15 protein-coding genes are annotated in these 16,191 nt (G+C 38.4%); 6 read left to right on the top strand and 9 right to left on the bottom strand.

Translation table 11 applies throughout. The annotated features are described in order from the left end of the window. The first annotated feature begins 266 nt into the window (after window positions 1-266). Both ACQY77_RS00560 and ACQY77_RS00555 read left to right on the top strand, forming a co-directional pair. Window positions 267-1,160, top strand: a complete 894-nt coding sequence (locus tag ACQY77_RS00560; protein ID WP_421939938.1) for an SDR family oxidoreductase — start codon at window positions 267-269, stop codon at window positions 1,158-1,160. Between the two features lie 66 nt (window positions 1,161-1,226). After that, the gene (locus ACQY77_RS00555) at window positions 1,227-1,409 is read left to right on the top strand and encodes a hypothetical protein (protein WP_421939939.1); all 183 of its coding nucleotides are present in this window, start codon (window positions 1,227-1,229) and stop codon (window positions 1,407-1,409) included. 87 nt (window positions 1,410-1,496) lie between these two features. Here ACQY77_RS00555 and ACQY77_RS00550 read toward each other — a convergent pair whose 3' ends face one another. The 5 genes from ACQY77_RS00550 to proS all read right to left on the bottom strand — a co-directional run bounded on the left by ACQY77_RS00550 (window position 1,497) and on the right by proS (window position 7,026). After that, window positions 1,497-2,144 carry a response regulator gene (locus ACQY77_RS00550; protein ID WP_421939940.1) on the bottom strand — a complete coding sequence of 216 codons (648 nt, stop codon included), beginning with the start codon at window positions 2,142-2,144 and terminating at the stop codon, window positions 1,497-1,499. A 461-nt stretch (window positions 2,145-2,605) separates the two neighbouring features. Continuing rightward, window positions 2,606-3,220 (bottom strand): Crp/Fnr family transcriptional regulator, encoded by a 615-nt coding sequence (locus ACQY77_RS00545; RefSeq protein WP_421939941.1) that lies wholly within the window; start codon window positions 3,218-3,220, stop codon window positions 2,606-2,608. A gap of 117 nt (window positions 3,221-3,337) precedes the next feature. Next, window positions 3,338-4,192 carry a TIGR02757 family protein gene (locus ACQY77_RS00540; protein WP_421939942.1) on the bottom strand — a complete coding sequence of 285 codons (855 nt, stop codon included), beginning with the start codon at window positions 4,190-4,192 and terminating at the stop codon, window positions 3,338-3,340. 75 nt (window positions 4,193-4,267) lie between these two features. Continuing rightward, the gene (locus ACQY77_RS00535; RefSeq protein WP_421939943.1) at window positions 4,268-5,407 is read right to left on the bottom strand and encodes a cystathionine gamma-synthase; all 1,140 of its coding nucleotides are present in this window, start codon (window positions 5,405-5,407) and stop codon (window positions 4,268-4,270) included. A gap of 146 nt (window positions 5,408-5,553) precedes the next feature. Further along, window positions 5,554-7,026, bottom strand: a complete 1,473-nt coding sequence (gene proS, locus ACQY77_RS00530; protein ID WP_421939944.1) for a proline--tRNA ligase — start codon at window positions 7,024-7,026, stop codon at window positions 5,554-5,556. 192 nt (window positions 7,027-7,218) lie between these two features. On the opposite strand from proS, the gene ACQY77_RS00525 reads away from it, so the two are divergent. After that, window positions 7,219-8,172, top strand: coding sequence for a hypothetical protein (locus ACQY77_RS00525; RefSeq protein ID WP_421939945.1), 954 nt, complete (start codon window positions 7,219-7,221; stop codon window positions 8,170-8,172). A 19-nt stretch (window positions 8,173-8,191) separates the two neighbouring features. Then, window positions 8,192-9,721 carry an OmpP1/FadL family transporter gene (locus ACQY77_RS00520; protein ID WP_421939946.1) on the top strand — a complete coding sequence of 510 codons (1,530 nt, stop codon included), beginning with the start codon at window positions 8,192-8,194 and terminating at the stop codon, window positions 9,719-9,721. Between the two features lie 34 nt (window positions 9,722-9,755). Here ACQY77_RS00520 and ACQY77_RS00515 read toward each other — a convergent pair whose 3' ends face one another. Together ACQY77_RS00515 and ACQY77_RS00510 are read right to left on the bottom strand one after the other, a co-directional pair. After that, window positions 9,756-11,588: a UbiD family decarboxylase gene (locus ACQY77_RS00515; RefSeq protein ID WP_421939947.1), complete on the bottom strand. Its 1,833-nt coding sequence runs from the start codon at window positions 11,586-11,588 to the stop codon at window positions 9,756-9,758. 152 nt (window positions 11,589-11,740) lie between these two features. Next, complete coding sequence (locus ACQY77_RS00510) at window positions 11,741-12,220, bottom strand: Dps family protein (RefSeq protein WP_421939948.1); 480 nt, start codon at window positions 12,218-12,220, stop codon at window positions 11,741-11,743. 278 nt (window positions 12,221-12,498) lie between these two features. Between ACQY77_RS00510 and ACQY77_RS00505 the strand changes: the two genes are divergently transcribed. Then, complete coding sequence (locus ACQY77_RS00505) at window positions 12,499-14,025, top strand: LysM peptidoglycan-binding domain-containing protein (protein WP_421939949.1); 1,527 nt, start codon at window positions 12,499-12,501, stop codon at window positions 14,023-14,025. Next, window positions 14,022-14,672, top strand: coding sequence for a uridine kinase family protein (locus tag ACQY77_RS00500; RefSeq protein ID WP_421939950.1), 651 nt, complete (start codon window positions 14,022-14,024; stop codon window positions 14,670-14,672). Before ACQY77_RS00505 ends, ACQY77_RS00500 begins: the two co-directional genes overlap by 4 nt. 33 nt (window positions 14,673-14,705) lie before the next feature. Here ACQY77_RS00500 and ACQY77_RS00495 read toward each other — a convergent pair whose 3' ends face one another. Both ACQY77_RS00495 and ACQY77_RS00490 read right to left on the bottom strand, forming a co-directional pair. After that, window positions 14,706-15,368: a CoA transferase subunit B gene (locus tag ACQY77_RS00495; protein ID WP_421939951.1), complete on the bottom strand. Its 663-nt coding sequence runs from the start codon at window positions 15,366-15,368 to the stop codon at window positions 14,706-14,708. Between the two features lie 32 nt (window positions 15,369-15,400). Beyond that, complete coding sequence (locus ACQY77_RS00490) at window positions 15,401-16,105, bottom strand: CoA transferase subunit A (RefSeq protein WP_421939952.1); 705 nt, start codon at window positions 16,103-16,105, stop codon at window positions 15,401-15,403. Between the last annotated feature and the right edge of the window lie 86 nt (window positions 16,106-16,191).

Here is a 16,191-nt window from a genome sequence, read left to right as displayed (position 1 = left end):
TATTCGACCTCGTAAAGTCCTTTAAAATCCGCTTCATAAACGGATATATCTCCCAATCTTTTCCAACTAAAATTTGGTTTGTTAAGTCAGTAAAAAAGAACTTAAACTACTAACTTTCTGGATAAGGGTAAATCGTATATTAAGAATACAGTATATCTACTTTATTTAATAAGATTGTATTAGTATCAGACGTTAAAGCAACTTCCATTGCTGAATTCTCCAAACCATTTTTCCCAATACACTGTTGTTCTTAAAAAGCTATCAGAATGAAAACAAGTGCCAAAACGAAAAATCCCGCTAAAAAATATCCTGTGCCGCCCTTTCCAGAGCAGAAACAATCTGTGCCGGGAAAAGAAAAAGACTTGAAACCCGTGGCCGATCATGGTGAAAAATCTTACCAGGGATCAGGAAAACTTCAAAATAAAAAAGCGATTATTACAGGAGGAGATTCTGGTATCGGAAAAGCAATTGCTATTGCTTATGCACGCGAAGGTGCAGATGTATTAATTAGCTATCTAAGTGATACTGAAACTCCTGATGCTAAAGACACTGCAAAATATGTAATAGAAGCCGGACGGAAAGCTATTTTAGTTAAAGGTGATATCCGTTCTGAAAAACACTGTCGTAAAATCATCGATACAGCTGTAAAAGAATGGGGACAAATTGATATACTAATCAACAATGCAGCATTTCAAATGGGCAGGGAAAAATTAAACGAAATACCTGCAGATGAATGGGTTAAAACTTTCGAAACCAATATACACGCCATGTTCTACTTGTGTAAAGCAGCTGAACCACATATGAAGCCTGGCAGTAGCATCATCAATACCACGTCGGTAAATGCTTATTCGCCCACACCTGTACTGCTCCCCTATGCTGCAACAAAAGGAGCCATTCAAAATTTCACAGCCAACCTGAGCCAGATACTCTTATCACAGGGTAAAGGTATAAGGGTAAACGCAGTTGCACCTGGCCCCATCTGGACCCCACTAATTCCTTCTACAATGCCTGATCCCGAAAATTTTGGTAAAGATACACCCATGGGCAGACCAGGACAGCCAGTTGAAGTAGCACCTGCCTATGTCTTTCTGGCATCAGATGATGCCAGTTACATTTCAGGTGCAACACTCCCCATTACAGGTGGACGAATTACCATCTGATAAATGTGGTAAGCCAATACGAACCAAATACGTAATCTATTTGTTCTGCTTAAAAGAAATTCAATCATGGAAAACAGCAAGAAAAAAACTACACCAGCTAAAAACGAAAAAAACGCAGGCACAGCTAAAGAAAAAGCATCATTCGATCAAAATGGCAAAGGCGCATCTGATAAATATGGAAAAGCCGGCAGTACCCCTAATGAATCGGGAAGTGACAATGGTCCTGGAACTGTAAATGCAAAAAAATAACCGCAAGGGCTAAATTCTTCATTTGCATTGGCTATGAAGCTTAATTAGAATGAAATTAAAAAAGATAAAAAGAGTAAAATACTCTTTTTATCTTTCGTAGATACTCATCTTTTCAGCAAGCTCTATGATGCTTTTAATTTTAAGCTTTTGAAAAAGTCTTAATTTATAAGTACTTACTGTACCCATTTGCAGGTTTAACTGATTAGAGATTTCCAACACACCAACACCCTTGGTCAGAAGCTCAGCTACTTCAAGCTCTCTTCCCGAAAGTTTGGTAAATGGATTATCTACATCGTTACCTAAAATACTGTTGAACATATTCTCTTTAACATTTCTACTGGAGTACCTGCTTCCTGGCAAAATTGTTGTAATAGCAGTAACAATCTCTGATTCTTCAGCATTTTTAGTCAAATAACCAGAAGCTCCTGATTTTAGATACGGAACAGCATAAATGTTTTCATTCAACGACGAAAACACTAAAATTTTAGCGTTCGGCTGAATTTGTTTCAACTGCTCGATAACTTTAAGGTTATTTCCACCTGGCAAGTTAACATCAATGATAATCAGACTTGGCGATTTTTCAGTCTCTACTAACGCTTCCTCTAAAGTTGAAGCCTCAATAATCTCAACACCACTCCAAAAATCAGAGATCAAACTTTTTAACCCCCTTCTGATAATTTCATGGTCATCCGCGATAAGGACGGTAAATGTGCTTACAGCATTTTTTGCTTTCATTATATTATGTATTGTGCCGCAATGTACTAAAAGTTATTTATTCTACGTCAATGTAATTGAATTTATCGTCTAATTTTGTAAAATTTATTATACACATTTTCTCAGTTTTGAAACAAAAAACATAAAATGACTACTTTTCATAATACCAATACACAAGCGAAAAACAACACGAGAGCAACAATAAAACACTACACATCAAGCACTTGCAAACCAAAATATTCTTCAATATGGGATTATTTTAAATGCATTTATTGTGCGCTTACCTATGTATCTAAATATTAAAAATAGGTATTTCAAAAAATGATCTGAAAAGTAGTGCTTATCTTACATTCTCCTTAAAAACTATAACTTATTCTATTGCAGAACAGGCTAACAAAAAAGTAATTGAAAACGACAAGGCTGTAAACAGAGAAAACCAAAGGAAAGAACGCTAAAAATCAACTAAACCATTTAATAATTGATTATATTTTAGCCCGTATGCGGCTCAATGTTTCTAATCTGATGGCTAAAAATGAAGCAATGTATTTTAATGATACTCGATTGATTAAATCGGGAAAGGAAACTAAAAACCGTTTATAACGCTTTTCGGCTGATGAAATTCTGCACAAATAGGCTCGCTCTTCTGCAGAACGATAATAGGTTTCCATCATTTTTCTGCCTACAATATTTGCCTCAGCAAAGTTCTCATATAAATACTCAGATAAAACATGTGGGATTGCTATTAAATCAACATCCTCCAGCGCCTGAAGATATTCCTCAGAATCGCCTTCTACCCATAAGTTGCGTATTGTTCCAACTACCTCGTTTTCTTTTGCTATCCAGGTTGTAATTTCGCTATCGCCATCTTTAATAAATCCACGTACAACGCCTTTTACAATCAAAAAGAGATATTTATTGCGATCAACCGGAGAAACCAAATACTTGTTTTTCTTATAACTTACCGGAAAGGTATGCTGGTTGATACGTCTTTCAATTTCCGCATTGAGTGGATGAAATTTCTTAAAAATAGATATCAGTGGAGAAAAGTTGTTATACTTTTTCCACCTATCTTCATCAGATAAGTTAACTGCGATCATTAGATTTAGAAATGGGGATAGATTTAATCCTACATATTAACATAGAACTTAAGTTTAAGTATATGAAGTTTAATGCTAAAAAAGAAGTTTTTTTTAATATTTCTTTAACACTAAGCGCTACAAGATCCCTTCTACTCCTAATCCGAACAGTGCAAAATCATATTTTACCGGATCACCAGAATCAAAGGTTTTTAACTGTTGAGTTAATTCTACTGCCGTAAGCCAGTCGGTTTGTTTTCTGGAAATTAACCCCAGTAACCGCCCAACCCGATCTACATGAACATCACATGGGCAAATTAAATGAGCAGGCTTTACAACTTCCCAAATCCCAAAATCAACACCTTTATCATCATTTCTTACCATCCAGCGTAAAAACATATTCAATCTCTTGCAGGTTGATTTCTGCCTGGGGGAAGAAATGTGCTTTTTCGTTCGTTGAGGATAATCGCTTAAAGAAAAGAAATAATCCCTGAAAGCGTTTAGTGCTTCCGTTATCGTAAAGTTTAAATCTCCCGACATACACACTGCAGAAGCCATTTCCAAAGTTTCTCTATCTGAACTAATCTCCAGATATTCAGCACGAAAACCACTACTCTTTTGAGGTAAAAATGCTGTTTCTAATGTATCTGACTGGCTGTAATGAAACTTAAAGAAAGCTATAAAATATAGCAGATCGGTATCATTAAATGTGCGATGCTTAAAATTTAATAAAGCTTTTAAATCCTGGTCGTTATGTTGACTTACAAATTCAAAAGGGGCATTGTCCATCCTTTGCAAGAGTTCTTTACACTTATTGATAATTGTTTTGCGTTGACCCCAGGCCAAAATCGCAGCAAAAAAACCTGCAATTTCAATATCTTGCTTTTTGCTAAATAAATGCGGGATGCAGATCGGATCATTCGGAATAAAATCAGGCCTGTTGTATTGATCAACTTTAGCATCTAAAAAATTCTGTAGTTCTAATCTATCCATCCAATTAAAGCAAAAAAGTCACCTGTCCGCAATCGAAACCGATGACGAACAGATGACCTGTCAATTTCTATATCCCTATTTTAAAGCGTTTTCGAGATCCTCTAAAAGATCTTCAATATCCTCTACCCCCACACTTAAGCGAAGCAGATTATCCGTTACACCAACCTTCTCTCTTTCTTCCTTCGGAATAGAGCCATGTGTCATGGTAGCCGGGTGATTGATTAAAGATTCTACACCACCCAAAGATTCAGCAAGTGTAAATACTTTAAATTGAGAAGAAATCCTGAAAGTTTCCTGCAAATCTGCTCCTTTTAAAGTAATGGAAATCATTCCTCCAAATCCCCTCATCTGCTTTTTAGCCACATCGTGATTGGGATGATCCGTAAATCCTGGCCAATAAATTTTATCTACCTTAGGATGATTTTTAAGATAATGCGCAATGCGCTCCCCATTTTCACAATGCGCTTTCATTCGCAAATGCAAGGTTTTAATCCCCCTCAAAACTAAAAATGAATCCTGAGGTCCGGGTGTAGCACCACAAGCGTTATAAATAAACCAAAGGTCTTTATACAATTGCTCATTACTGGTAACCAATGCACCCATCACTACATCTGAATGCCCACCTATATACTTGGTAACAGAGTGCATTACAATGTCTGCACCTAAATCGATAGGATTTTGCAGATAGGGAGAAGCAAAAGTATTATCTACTGTTAATATTAAATTTTTCTCTTTTGTTATTTTGGCAATCCCCTCAATATCAATAACCTGCATAGTTGGGTTAGTCGGCGTTTCTATCCATACCAACCTGGTTTTATCATTGACATAAGGTAAAATATTTTCCGGTTTAGATAAATCGAGGAAATGAAATTTAATCCCGTATTTCGTAAATATCTTGGTGAAAATCCGATAAGATCCCCCATATAAATCATTCCCTGTAATCACCTCGTCTCCAGGCTGTAACAATTTTAAAACAGCATCTGTAGCACCCATTCCGCTTGAAAAAGCCAGGCCGTATTTTGCATTTTCTAAAGCAGCCAAACAATCTTCCAATGCCTTACGGGTAGGATTTGTTCCCCTTGAATATTCGTACCCTTTGTTGTCTCCAGGAGATTTTTGCCAATAAGTGGATGTTTGATATATCGGTGTCATAACGGCACCCGTTGTTGGATCAGGTTCTTGACCTGCATGTATTGCTTTCGTTCCGAATTTCATTTCTTTTATGAGATATGGGATGATAGATTCGAGATTTGAAAACAAATCCCAAATGGTTTATAATTAGAACTTTTTACTTTTGTAATATCGGTAGCCAGACGTCGCACTCCCAACTCCCAACCCACAACTCCCGACTCCCGACTTAATTAATACGCTCTTGCGAACAATACCCTTTGCGTAGATGGTTTTCCTGAGTAGATACAAATACCATCCTCCAGTTTATTATCCAAAGGAATACAACGGATTGTCGCTTTAGTTTCTTCTTTTATTTTTTGCTCGGTTTCTGGTGTTCCATCCCAATGAGCTGAAATAAAACCTGCTTTACCATCTAATAAAGCCTTGAACTCTTCGTAAGTATTGGCTTCAGTAATATGCTCATCTCGATAAGCCAAAGCCTTTTCGAACATGCTTTGTTGAATTTCCTCCAATAATTTAACGATGTAAATATCCAGCCCTTCCTGAGGCACAGTTTGTTTCAATTTGGTATCGCGACGGGCAATTTCTACGGTTTTGTTTTCCATGTCTCTACCGCCAATAGCAACACGAACAGGAACACCTTTCATTTCATAATCTGCAAACTTAAATCCGGGACGTTGCGTATCGCGATCGTCGAATTTAACTGACACTCCCATGCCTTTTAAACGCATACTCAGCTCATTTACATAAGAGGTAATGTTAGCCAAATCTTCCTCTCCTTTATAAATAGGAACAATTACAACCTGAACAGGCGCCAATTTTGGAGGAATAACTAAGCCAGAATCATCACTGTGTGCCATGATCAAGGCGCCCATTAAACGGGTTGACACGCCCCATGAGGTTGCCCAAACATGGTCTAACTTACCATCCTTACCCGTAAATTTAACATCGAAGGCTTTGGCAAAATTTTGTCCCAGAAAATGAGAAGTTCCAGCTTGTAATGCCTTCCCGTCTTGCATTAAAGCTTCAATACAGTAGGTATCCAGGGCCCCTGCAAAACGCTCATTTGGGGATTTTCTTCCCCTAACAACCGGAACAGCTAACCAGTTCTCTACAAAATCAGCATAAATGTGTAACATACGCTCCGTTTCCTCAATGGCTTCCTCAGCTGTAGCATGCGCCGTGTGACCTTCTTGCCATAAAAATTCAGCAGTACGCAAAAATAAACGTGTTCTCATTTCCCACCGTACAACATTTGCCCACTGGTTAATCAAAATAGGTAAATCACGGTAAGATTGAATCCAGCCTTTGTAGGTATTCCAGATAATCGTTTCGGATGTTGGGCGTACAATAAGCTCTTCTTCAAGTTTCGCTGTCTCATCCACAACAATGTTTCCATTTCCGTCATTTTTTAAACGATAGTGTGTTACAACAGCACACTCTGTTGCAAAACCCTCTACGTGAGAGGCTTCCTTAGAAAAAAATGACTTTGGAATGAACAAAGGAAAATAAGCATTGCTGTGTCCAGTATCTTTAAACATTTTATCCAATACTGCCTGCATTTTTTCCCAGATAGCATAGCCGTTTGGCTTAATAACCATGCATCCACGCACTGCCGAATGCTCAGCTAAATCTGCCTTAATCACGATATCGTTATACCATTGAGAATAATCGGTTTCTCTGCTTGTAATTTCTTTGCTCATATTATGTATTTGGAACGTAAATTGTATGTTAAATAATGTGAAATTAGAGCACAAATTTATAAATTTATGCCTACAAAACGATTATCAATCAATAGCATTAATTTTTATATCGTTTTTTAACTAAATTTATAGATGAAGAGATGGATGATAGGTGCGCTATCTGCTTAACACACACAACTAAATATAAACACAATGAAACCAATTAAATTTTTACCCATTGTAATGATAGCTGCCGCAGGGTTGGTGGCATCATGCTCTACATCAAAATTGGCTCAAAACAAGTCAACAGATGATGTCTACAACTCGGTTGCAAAAGCTAAAGAGGTGGAATACGTGGCGCCAAGGCCACAGCCTCAAACTCAGCAGGAACCGGCTTACGACGATGAATATTACGGAACAAGTAATCCATATTATGATATGGACTATGCTTCCAGGATCAACCGCTTTTATAATGGTTACTCATTTAGAGGCTACTATGATCCATACTACGATAATTATTACTACGGCAATAGCTATGGCGCATCCAACTATTTAGGTTATGGTTTAGGTTGGAATAACGGTTATGGTTTAAACTGGGGCTGGGGAGGCGGTTTCGGTTACGGAAGTATCTGGAATAACCCATTCTATTACGGCAACTTCGGCTATGGCTGGAATTCACCATTTGGCTGGAATGCCTGGGGACCATACTCTTACTACGATCGCTTCGGTTGGGGCGGTGGCTGGTACGGTGGCGGCTGGGGTGTAGGCGGCGGTTACTACGGAGGTGGTACTGTAGCCAACAGAAATTACAGACCAAGACCTGGAAGCAATGACACCGGAATGCCTAGAACAGGAATGAACCCTGGAGCTACCAATTTTGGCAGACCAAGCCGCACAGGAGTGGCTCAAGGTAACGGCACATACAGACCAAACAGTAATGGTAATGTAAGTGGAAGACCGACCAGAAACCAGACTTATGGTAACCAACCTCAGGGCGGACAAAGCACCAGACCTACCAGAAATGAAAATTATACCCCATCTGCTCCAGCCAGAGAAAGCAGCAGACCAAGCTACTCTCCTCCTCCATCAAATGGTGGTGGTAATAGTGGCGGCGGATCTACCGGAGGCGGTGGCGGTAGCAGACCATCAAGAGCAGGAAGAGGTTAATTAAACAGCAACACACATCATGAAAAAATATATTCTCGCTTCGCTAGTGGCTACAGTAGCTACTATAGGAACCACTTACGCCCAAAGCTATGCTCCAGATGCATTTAGATTTTCGCAGACAAACTATGGCAGCACATCCAGATTTAAAGGTATGGCAGGTGCACAGATCGGTGTTGGAGGTGATATCGGGTCAATTAGCGCCAATCCGGCAGGATTAGGCCTGTTTACCAAATCAGAATTCAGCATCACACCTGAATTTAATTCGGTATCCAATCAAAACGCTTTTCTGGGTACGACTACCAAGTCTAGTAAAAACCAAATCAACCTGAATAATATCGGGGTAGTATTTTACAACCCAACTTATAAAGCTAAAGGGGCAGATACTGAAAAAGGATTGGTAAGTGCTGTTTATGGCCTTAGCTATGCTCGTAACAACGATTTCTTTAATAACATTACTTACCGTGGTGTAAATGGTAACAGTTCTATTAGAGATGCATATGCTGAACAGGCGAATAGCTTCGGTATCGACAACAGTGTTGCAGGTGATGCTTACAACAGCTACTTAATCAATAAAAATGCGCCTAACTATCCAAACGGATATTCAGCAGAACCTTACAATGGTGTAAATTTCGATCAAAACTGGAATGAAACCAGACTGGGTTCTACTTCTGAATTTAACGTTGCTGGGGCCCTAAACTTTTCTAATAAAGTTTACATCGGTGCAACAGCCAGTTTTGTAAATGTAAAATACAATAGTGATGCTTATTTTGTTGAATCAGGTGTAGTAAATACTTATGATGATCAATTAACAGTTCCTATTTATACCGGCAATGAAAACTATACCCTTACCCATTTTAGAAATCAACAAACCAAGGGCGGAGGTTTCAATTTAAAGTTAGGAATGATTTTCAGACCCGTAAACGAATTCAGAATCGGTATTAATTTTCAAACACCAACCTGGATGAATTTACAAGATGATACCAGCGAGTCGCTACAAGCCAATTTGGCCGGAAACGCAACAAACGCTCCTACTTCATCAAGCAACCCAACGCGCTATTATACATTTACTTATAATTTACGTACCCCACTTAAAGCATCTGCTGGTTTAAGCTATGTTTTCGGTGGACGTGCCTTAATTTCTGCTGATGTTGATTATGTAGATTATTCTTCAATGCGTTTTTCTGCCGATAATGGTTCAGACATTCAAACCATCAACAGCTCAAATACTTTTATACAAAACTCATACAAAGAAGCAGTAAACTATCGTGTTGGTGCTGAAGTTAAAGTGAGCAATGAAATCAGTTTAAGAGGTGGTTATGGTGTAAACGGAAACGGTGTTAAAGGTGGAGATAATTCATTTTATCAAAGTAAATTTTATACCGGTGGTATTGGTTACCGTGTAGACAATTACTACTTCGATATTGCTTATCAAAACTTACAAACTAATTTCAGTTCTAGTCCATATGAACTTAATGATTACACTGAACCTGTTGCTGATATTAAAAGTAATCGAAACAATGTATTTCTAACCTTCGGTGTTAGATTCTAACAAAAAAATCCCCTGAGTGATCAGGGGATTTTTTTTATATTATTCCAAATAAAGAGCTGCCTTCATATCCGAGACTATCAACCCGTTGCTCTATCTCCAGATCTTTAATCAGTTCTGGTGCATGGTGAGGTTTCTTTCTCGCATCTATAATAAGCGATCCTTTACATCCCCAGTGCTTGTTAACGATAAAATCATTAATTCCATAAATATCATTCGCAGGGTTGCTTCTGGTAAAAGTTATCCATACCAGATTATCTGTATTCAGTGCTGTAAATTCCGCATCATCGGCAATCACAATTAAAGGAAATCCCCCTAAATCCTGGTCTTTTAAAGCTAAATTAAGTATAGCAATCTCCGCTGCAGTTTTCTCCTCACTTACAAAAGGACTACTTTCTAAAACCAATATGCCTTTATCAGCAAGCTGAGGATTGTAAAACCCATCTGGGAGATTTAGTGGAGGCAGTTCAGTTCTAAGCACCCGTTTTTGCTCCCCTGCAGCCGCTATCACTACTTTTGAACCGCTATTGAGTCCATCACCACTATAATCAAGGGTATCTATGGTCGTATTGGTATAAAAATGAACATCTCTTGTAAAGTCTACACGCGCTAACATATGGCTTAAAAAGCCGGCAATATCGTGTGTATCTAACTCAGGATTATCTTCCTTGGCTGCAATAAAAACATACTTTGCCAGGCTCAGTTGATTTTTACCCAGTATATGATTCGCAATAGTGAGTATTTCCTGAGGTCGTCTTTCTTTCAGATAAGGCGTATAACGCTCACTTCCTATTGCAAATAATAATGGATGTACCCCTGCAGCATCAACCGCATGAACCTCTTTTAACCCATGAATCTCCTGAGGAATCGCAGAGCCGGTAATCTCATGAATTAAAGCACCAAAACTGGTATCTTCCTGCGGAGGTCTGCCTACAACTGTAAACGACCAGATCGCATCGGGCTTATGGTAAACGTTGTGCACTTTCATTAGTGGAAATGGGTGTGTAAGGCTATAATAGCCTAAATGATCTCCGAAAGGGCCTTCCGGCTTGTTTTCATTTGGATAAACTGTTCCGGTAATGATAAAATCGGCATCAGCTGATATACAAAATCCTTCATCATCATAAAAATACCTGAACCTCCTGTCTCCAAGTGCACCTGCAAACGTCATTTCTGATAAACCTTCAGGCAACGGCATTACAGCTGCCAAAGGATGTGAAGGAGGGCCGCCAACAAAAATACTTACCTTCAAGGGTTGCCCTGCTGCATTAGCTTTAGATTGATGCACACCAATTCCGCGATGAATTTGATAGTGTAAGCCAATCTCCTTATCCTGCACATAATCATTCCCTGCCAATTGGATACGGTACATACCCAAATTCGCATTCAAAACACCAGGTTTATCTATGTCTTCTGTATATACCTGAGGCATGGTCACAAACGGACCACCATCCATTGGCCAGTTCACAATCTGTGGTAACTGACTAATACTTGTTTTTAAAAATTTATTTTTTGCAGATGGTGTTCTTAACGGTAATGCTGACAAAGCAGATAAGGCCGAACCAGCATACTTAAATGGATTTTTAAGTGCTTTCATCGGATCGTTTCGCAAACCTACCAACGCCTGTACCTTAGGCAAAGTATCCCTGAATATAAATTTCGACCGTTCTAAAGTACCAAAAAGATTGGAAACTGCCGGAAAAGGACTTCCTTTAACCTTTTCAAATAAAAGTGCAGGCCCTTTATTTTCAAAAACCCTTAAATGAATAGCCGCCATTTCCAAATGCGGATCAACCTCTTCTTTTATCCGGATTAAATGACCATGTTTTTCTAAGTCAGAAACGCATTCTGCTAAACTTTTGTACGCCATAGCCCAAAGATAGATATTTAGAGTTTCTATTAAATAAAAAGGCCGCCAATTGAAAGATTTTACAATGTACTTTCAATTGGCGGCTGCATTCGGTTATGCTTTGATCAACACAATGTTCAATTCTTTATCCTAAAACTCAACACTCCTCATCCCTATTTCTTCCCTGCAAATGACCTCAGCATCCAGGTATTTTTTTCTTTGAATTGCATGAAGCGATTTACCATATCGTTTGTTCCATCATCGCCTGCATTTTCCGTTGCATCCAAAAGCTCTCGCTCCAGTTCGATTAAAGTTGCCATGTCTTCCAAAACAGCATCTACCATATCTAAATCCTTTAATCCAATGGTATTGATTTCCTTGATTCTAGATTCTTTAATATAGTCGGCAAAACGACTATGAGGTGGTTTACCCAAGGTTAAAACACGTTCAGCAATTTCATCAATAGTTAATTGAGCATTGGTATACAATTCTTCAAACTTAATGTGAAGAGTAAAAAAGTTCTGTCCCTTTATATTCCAGTGACAGCCCCTTAATTTTTGATAATGAATGTGATAATTCGCAAGATAGTCGTTTAACAGATCTACAACCGGTTTAACTTCTTTTTCATTTAGGCTTATTTCCTTAGCGTCCATTATATTATGTTTTAAGTTTTCTGCCTCATTAACAATCATTAGTTATAAAAGTTTGCCACGATTTAGCATTTTGAACAATACCTTATTTAGATATCCGTTTATTAATCAGAATTGTAAACTAACCTCCTTCAGCAAGTAATTGTTAATGAATAAAATACCAATCAGATGAAGCCTGAGTCATTTTATTTTTACTCAAAAACCCTTAATTTGACTGAGGTCGATTTACAATATTATTCGTATAATTGCTTCCTTTGACTTATAAATTTATATAAAAATAAATGCATAAAATATATTTATCTGCTGTACTGCTGCTCGCTATCAACGCGGTAAATGCAAAAGCGACTACAGTAAGAGACTCCATCGGTGTAGAAAACAATAAAGGCAAAAAACTAATTATTCACCAAACCGTAGCCAAAGACACTTATTATTCTATCGGTAGAAGGTACAACGTATCGCCTAAAGATATCATGGCTTTTAACGACAATAAATATCTTCAGGTAGGTGTAATTATAAAAGTTCCAACCAATATTCCTTTCTCAGGCTCCACTGCTGCTGGTTCAGCACCATCTAGTAATACCAATGTTACTGAGCATGTTGTAAAAGCTAAAGACAACCTGAATAAAATTGCAGAAAAATATGGCACCACGGTTAACGACATCAAAGCCTTAAATAACCTAACCGGGAATAACCTCAGCATTGGTCAGGTGCTTAAAATACAGTCTAAAGATCAGGAACCTACACCTGTTGAGCAGGTAAAAGAGAATCCAAAACGCAAGGAAGAGCCAGTTAACAGCAACACTGCAGCAGAACCTACAACGGTTGAGCACACTGTACAACCCAAAGAATTTTTAGGTAAAATTGCCGAAAAATACGGAACAACAGTCGAAGAAATTAAAAAAGCTAACGGATTATCTGGAAATAATCTTCGCATCGGACAAAAGCTAAAAATTCCGGCAACACAGAATATTGCAGAAGACAAAGTGCTGAGTACTGCGGAACCAAAAGAAGAACAACAAAGTAATTCAAAAGATAATCCAGGTACACATACGGTTCTTAGAAACGAAACCATCTTCACGATAGCTAAACAATATGGTGTTACTGCCTATCAAATTAGAAAGTTAAACAACCTGGAAGATAATGTATTAAAAATTGGGCAAGTAATAAAAGTTCCTTCTGATATTGTAGTAGATGTTCCTAAGCAGGAGGAAAAAAAAGAGGAGAAAAAGGAGGAGAAACGCGAAAAGGCTAAGGAAAATTCAGCTCAAAAAGAAGAAAGCTTTGTACATACAGTTGCTAACGGCGAAAATATTTTTTCTATTGCCAAAAAATACAATCTCACTGCTTATCAGATTCGCACAGCCAACAAACTGGAAGACAACACCCTAACCATTGGCCAGAAATTGGTCATTCCAAAACCACCTCAACCACGTTCAGTTAACGATGCCTCTAAAGAAGAGCAAGAGAGTGAACCGGATAGTACCATGGTAAAGGATCCGCGGCTACGCAGAGATCCAAGTGTTTATGGTTTAAGCCAGATTGAAGAAAAAGGAACAGCCGTTTGGATTGCCGATCAGGATTTAGATGCCTCTAAAATGTTAGTGTTACACCGCACCGCACCAATTGGCAGAGTAGTTAAAATTACAAACCCAATGACTAACCGCAGTACATTCGCCAAAGTTGTGGGTAAATTTACCGAGAACGAATCTACTAAAGATGTTATTATTGTAATGACTAAAGCTGTTGCCGATTCATTAGGTGCTTTAGATAAAAGATTTTTCTGCAACATAACTTATAGCGCTCAATGAGTTTAAATAAAAAGCCATTTATTATTGGCATAGCCGGAGGAAGTGGCTCAGGTAAAACATTCTTTTTAAACTGCTTTCTACATCATTTTAAGCAAGATGAAGTAACATTGGTATCACAGGATGATTACTATATTCCTGCCGGAGAAATGACCCAGGAAGAAAACAAATTATACAATTTCGATTTACCCAAAACCATTGATAGTGAACAATTTTTAAAAGACATTAAACAACTGATCAATGGCGAAGTAGTTTATAAAAAGGAATACAATTTTAACAATCCGCTGGCTGTGGTTAAAATCCTGGAGATCAAATCGGCTCCTATCATTATTGTTGAAGGACTATTTATTCTTCACTTTAAAGAAATTGCAGCCTTGTTAGACCACCGCATTTTTGTAGATGCTGATGAAGAAATCGCTTTAGATCGGCGCATTAAGCGCGACGGATTGGAAAGAGGTTATCCGGAGGAAGACGTGTTATACAAATGGCATAATCATGTCGTTCCGGCTTATAAAGAATACCTGCTTCCATACAAAGGCGACTGCCACAAAGTGGTAATCAACAATACCAATGAGCCAGAAGAGATAATCGCCATCACCGAAGAAATCTCTAACAACCTTAAAAATCGAATTTTAACAAATTTAGCATAATGATAAAGGGATGGCAAGCCATCCCTTTATCATTTAATTCAATTGCATTTCAGGGATATCCCCTTCAATTATTAACCTTCCGGCTGTTGATTGCTTAATAAAATCTGTACTTACCCCGGGGGCCCGCTCCAATAACTTAAAGCCACCTTCTGGCAGGACATCCAAAACGGCTAATTCTGTAACAATTTTCTTAATACATTTCACCCCGGTTAAAGGCAACGTACATTTAGGGAGTAGTTTGCTCTCTCCTGCCTTATTTACATGCTGCATGGCTACAATAATATTTTTAGCCGAGGCTACTAAATCCATAGCCCCTCCCATGCCCTTTACCATTTTCCCAGGAATCTTCCAATTGGCAATATCCCCGTGTTCTGATACCTCCATTGCCCCCAAAATTGTTAAATCTACTTTTTGCGCTCTAATCATACCAAAACTCATCGCAGAATCGAAAATAGCAGAGCCAGGTAAAGTGGTAATGGTTTGTTTACCAGCATTTATTAAGTCTGCATCTTCCTCTCCTTCAAAGGGAAAAGGCCCCATACCTAACAAACCGTTTTCAGATTGCAGTACAACATTGATCCCTTCAGGGATGTAATTGGCTACCAGTGTTGGGATACCAATCCCCAGGTTCACATAATACCCATCTTTTATTTCTTTAGCGATACGCCTTGCTATTTCTTCTTTTGAAAATGCCATAATATTTTTTGTTAAAACTCAAGACTATCGGTTTAAGATTTCCGACTCAATACAGTTCGCTGTTCAATCCTTTTTTCATAATCCTTTCCCTGAAAAATACGATGAACGTAAATACCTGGGGTATGGATATGATCAGGGTCTAACGTTCCGGGCGCTACAAGTTCCTCTACTTCCGCAATGGTAACTTTACCCGCCATAGCCATCACCGGATTAAAGTTACGGCTCGTAGACCTAAAAATCAGATTGCCAGTGGTATCTCCCTTCCAGGCCTTAACAATAGCAAAATCAGCTTCGAAAGCGTACTCCATTAAATAGTCTTTACCGTTAAAATTCCGGATTTCCTTGCCTTCTGCAACTTCAGTACCAACGCCTGCAGGTGTAAAAATAGCAGGCATACCATAACCTGCAGCCAAACAACGCGTGGCTAAGGTACCTTGTGGAATCAGCTCCACCTCAAGCTCACCACTCAGCAATTGCCGCTCAAATTCAGCATTCTCACCTACATAAGAAGAAATCATTTTTTTTACCTGATGCTGCTTCAGCATTAAGCCAATGCCAAAATCATCAACACCAGCATTATTTGAAATACAGGTCAAATGCTTTACGTTTTTAGCGACTAATGCATTTATACAATTTTCGGGGATACCACAAAGGCCAAAGCCACCTAACATAAGCATGGCGCCATCTCCAATATCATGAATAGCTTCTTCAGCCCCTGATACTACTTTAATTATCATTTTACGAATTATTGGTTAGTTCGGCTAAAATACAAATTGCCCTCACAAAAGAAGAGCAATCTGGTTTAAATGATTTAAGATTATTT

This window comes from Pedobacter sp. (genome assembly GCF_965279535.1).
In the GTDB taxonomy this organism is placed as follows: domain Bacteria; phylum Bacteroidota; class Bacteroidia; order Sphingobacteriales; family Sphingobacteriaceae; genus Pedobacter.
This window is presented reverse-complemented; position numbering and strand designations above follow the sequence as displayed.

Excerpts from the sequence above, each read along its gene's own strand:
- ACQY77_RS00495 (WP_421939951.1), bottom strand. The coding sequence starts at position 15,368 with ATGGCATTTTCAAAAGAAGAAATAGCAAGGCGTATCGCTAAAGAAATA.
- ACQY77_RS00560 (WP_421939938.1), top strand. The coding sequence starts at position 267 with ATGAAAACAAGTGCCAAAACGAAAAATCCCGCTAAAAAATATCCTGTG.
- ACQY77_RS00525 (WP_421939945.1), top strand. The coding sequence starts at position 7,219 with ATGAAACCAATTAAATTTTTACCCATTGTAATGATAGCTGCCGCAGGG.
- ACQY77_RS00545 (WP_421939941.1), bottom strand. The coding sequence starts at position 3,220 with ATGATCGCAGTTAACTTATCTGATGAAGATAGGTGGAAAAAGTATAAC.
- ACQY77_RS00520 (WP_421939946.1), top strand. The coding sequence starts at position 8,192 with ATGAAAAAATATATTCTCGCTTCGCTAGTGGCTACAGTAGCTACTATA.
- ACQY77_RS00550 (WP_421939940.1), bottom strand. The coding sequence starts at position 2,144 with ATGAAAGCAAAAAATGCTGTAAGCACATTTACCGTCCTTATCGCGGAT.
- ACQY77_RS00515 (WP_421939947.1), bottom strand. The coding sequence starts at position 11,588 with ATGGCGTACAAAAGTTTAGCAGAATGCGTTTCTGACTTAGAAAAACAT.
- ACQY77_RS00500 (WP_421939950.1), top strand. The coding sequence starts at position 14,022 with ATGAGTTTAAATAAAAAGCCATTTATTATTGGCATAGCCGGAGGAAGT.
- ACQY77_RS00535 (WP_421939943.1), bottom strand. The coding sequence starts at position 5,407 with ATGAAATTCGGAACGAAAGCAATACATGCAGGTCAAGAACCTGATCCA.
- ACQY77_RS00555 (WP_421939939.1), top strand. The coding sequence starts at position 1,227 with ATGGAAAACAGCAAGAAAAAAACTACACCAGCTAAAAACGAAAAAAAC.
- ACQY77_RS00540 (WP_421939942.1), bottom strand. The coding sequence starts at position 4,192 with ATGGATAGATTAGAACTACAGAATTTTTTAGATGCTAAAGTTGATCAA.
- ACQY77_RS00505 (WP_421939949.1), top strand. The coding sequence starts at position 12,499 with ATGCATAAAATATATTTATCTGCTGTACTGCTGCTCGCTATCAACGCG.
- ACQY77_RS00490 (WP_421939952.1), bottom strand. The coding sequence starts at position 16,105 with ATGATAATTAAAGTAGTATCAGGGGCTGAAGAAGCTATTCATGATATT.
- proS (WP_421939944.1), bottom strand. The coding sequence starts at position 7,026 with ATGAGCAAAGAAATTACAAGCAGAGAAACCGATTATTCTCAATGGTAT.
- ACQY77_RS00510 (WP_421939948.1), bottom strand. The coding sequence starts at position 12,220 with ATGGACGCTAAGGAAATAAGCCTAAATGAAAAAGAAGTTAAACCGGTT.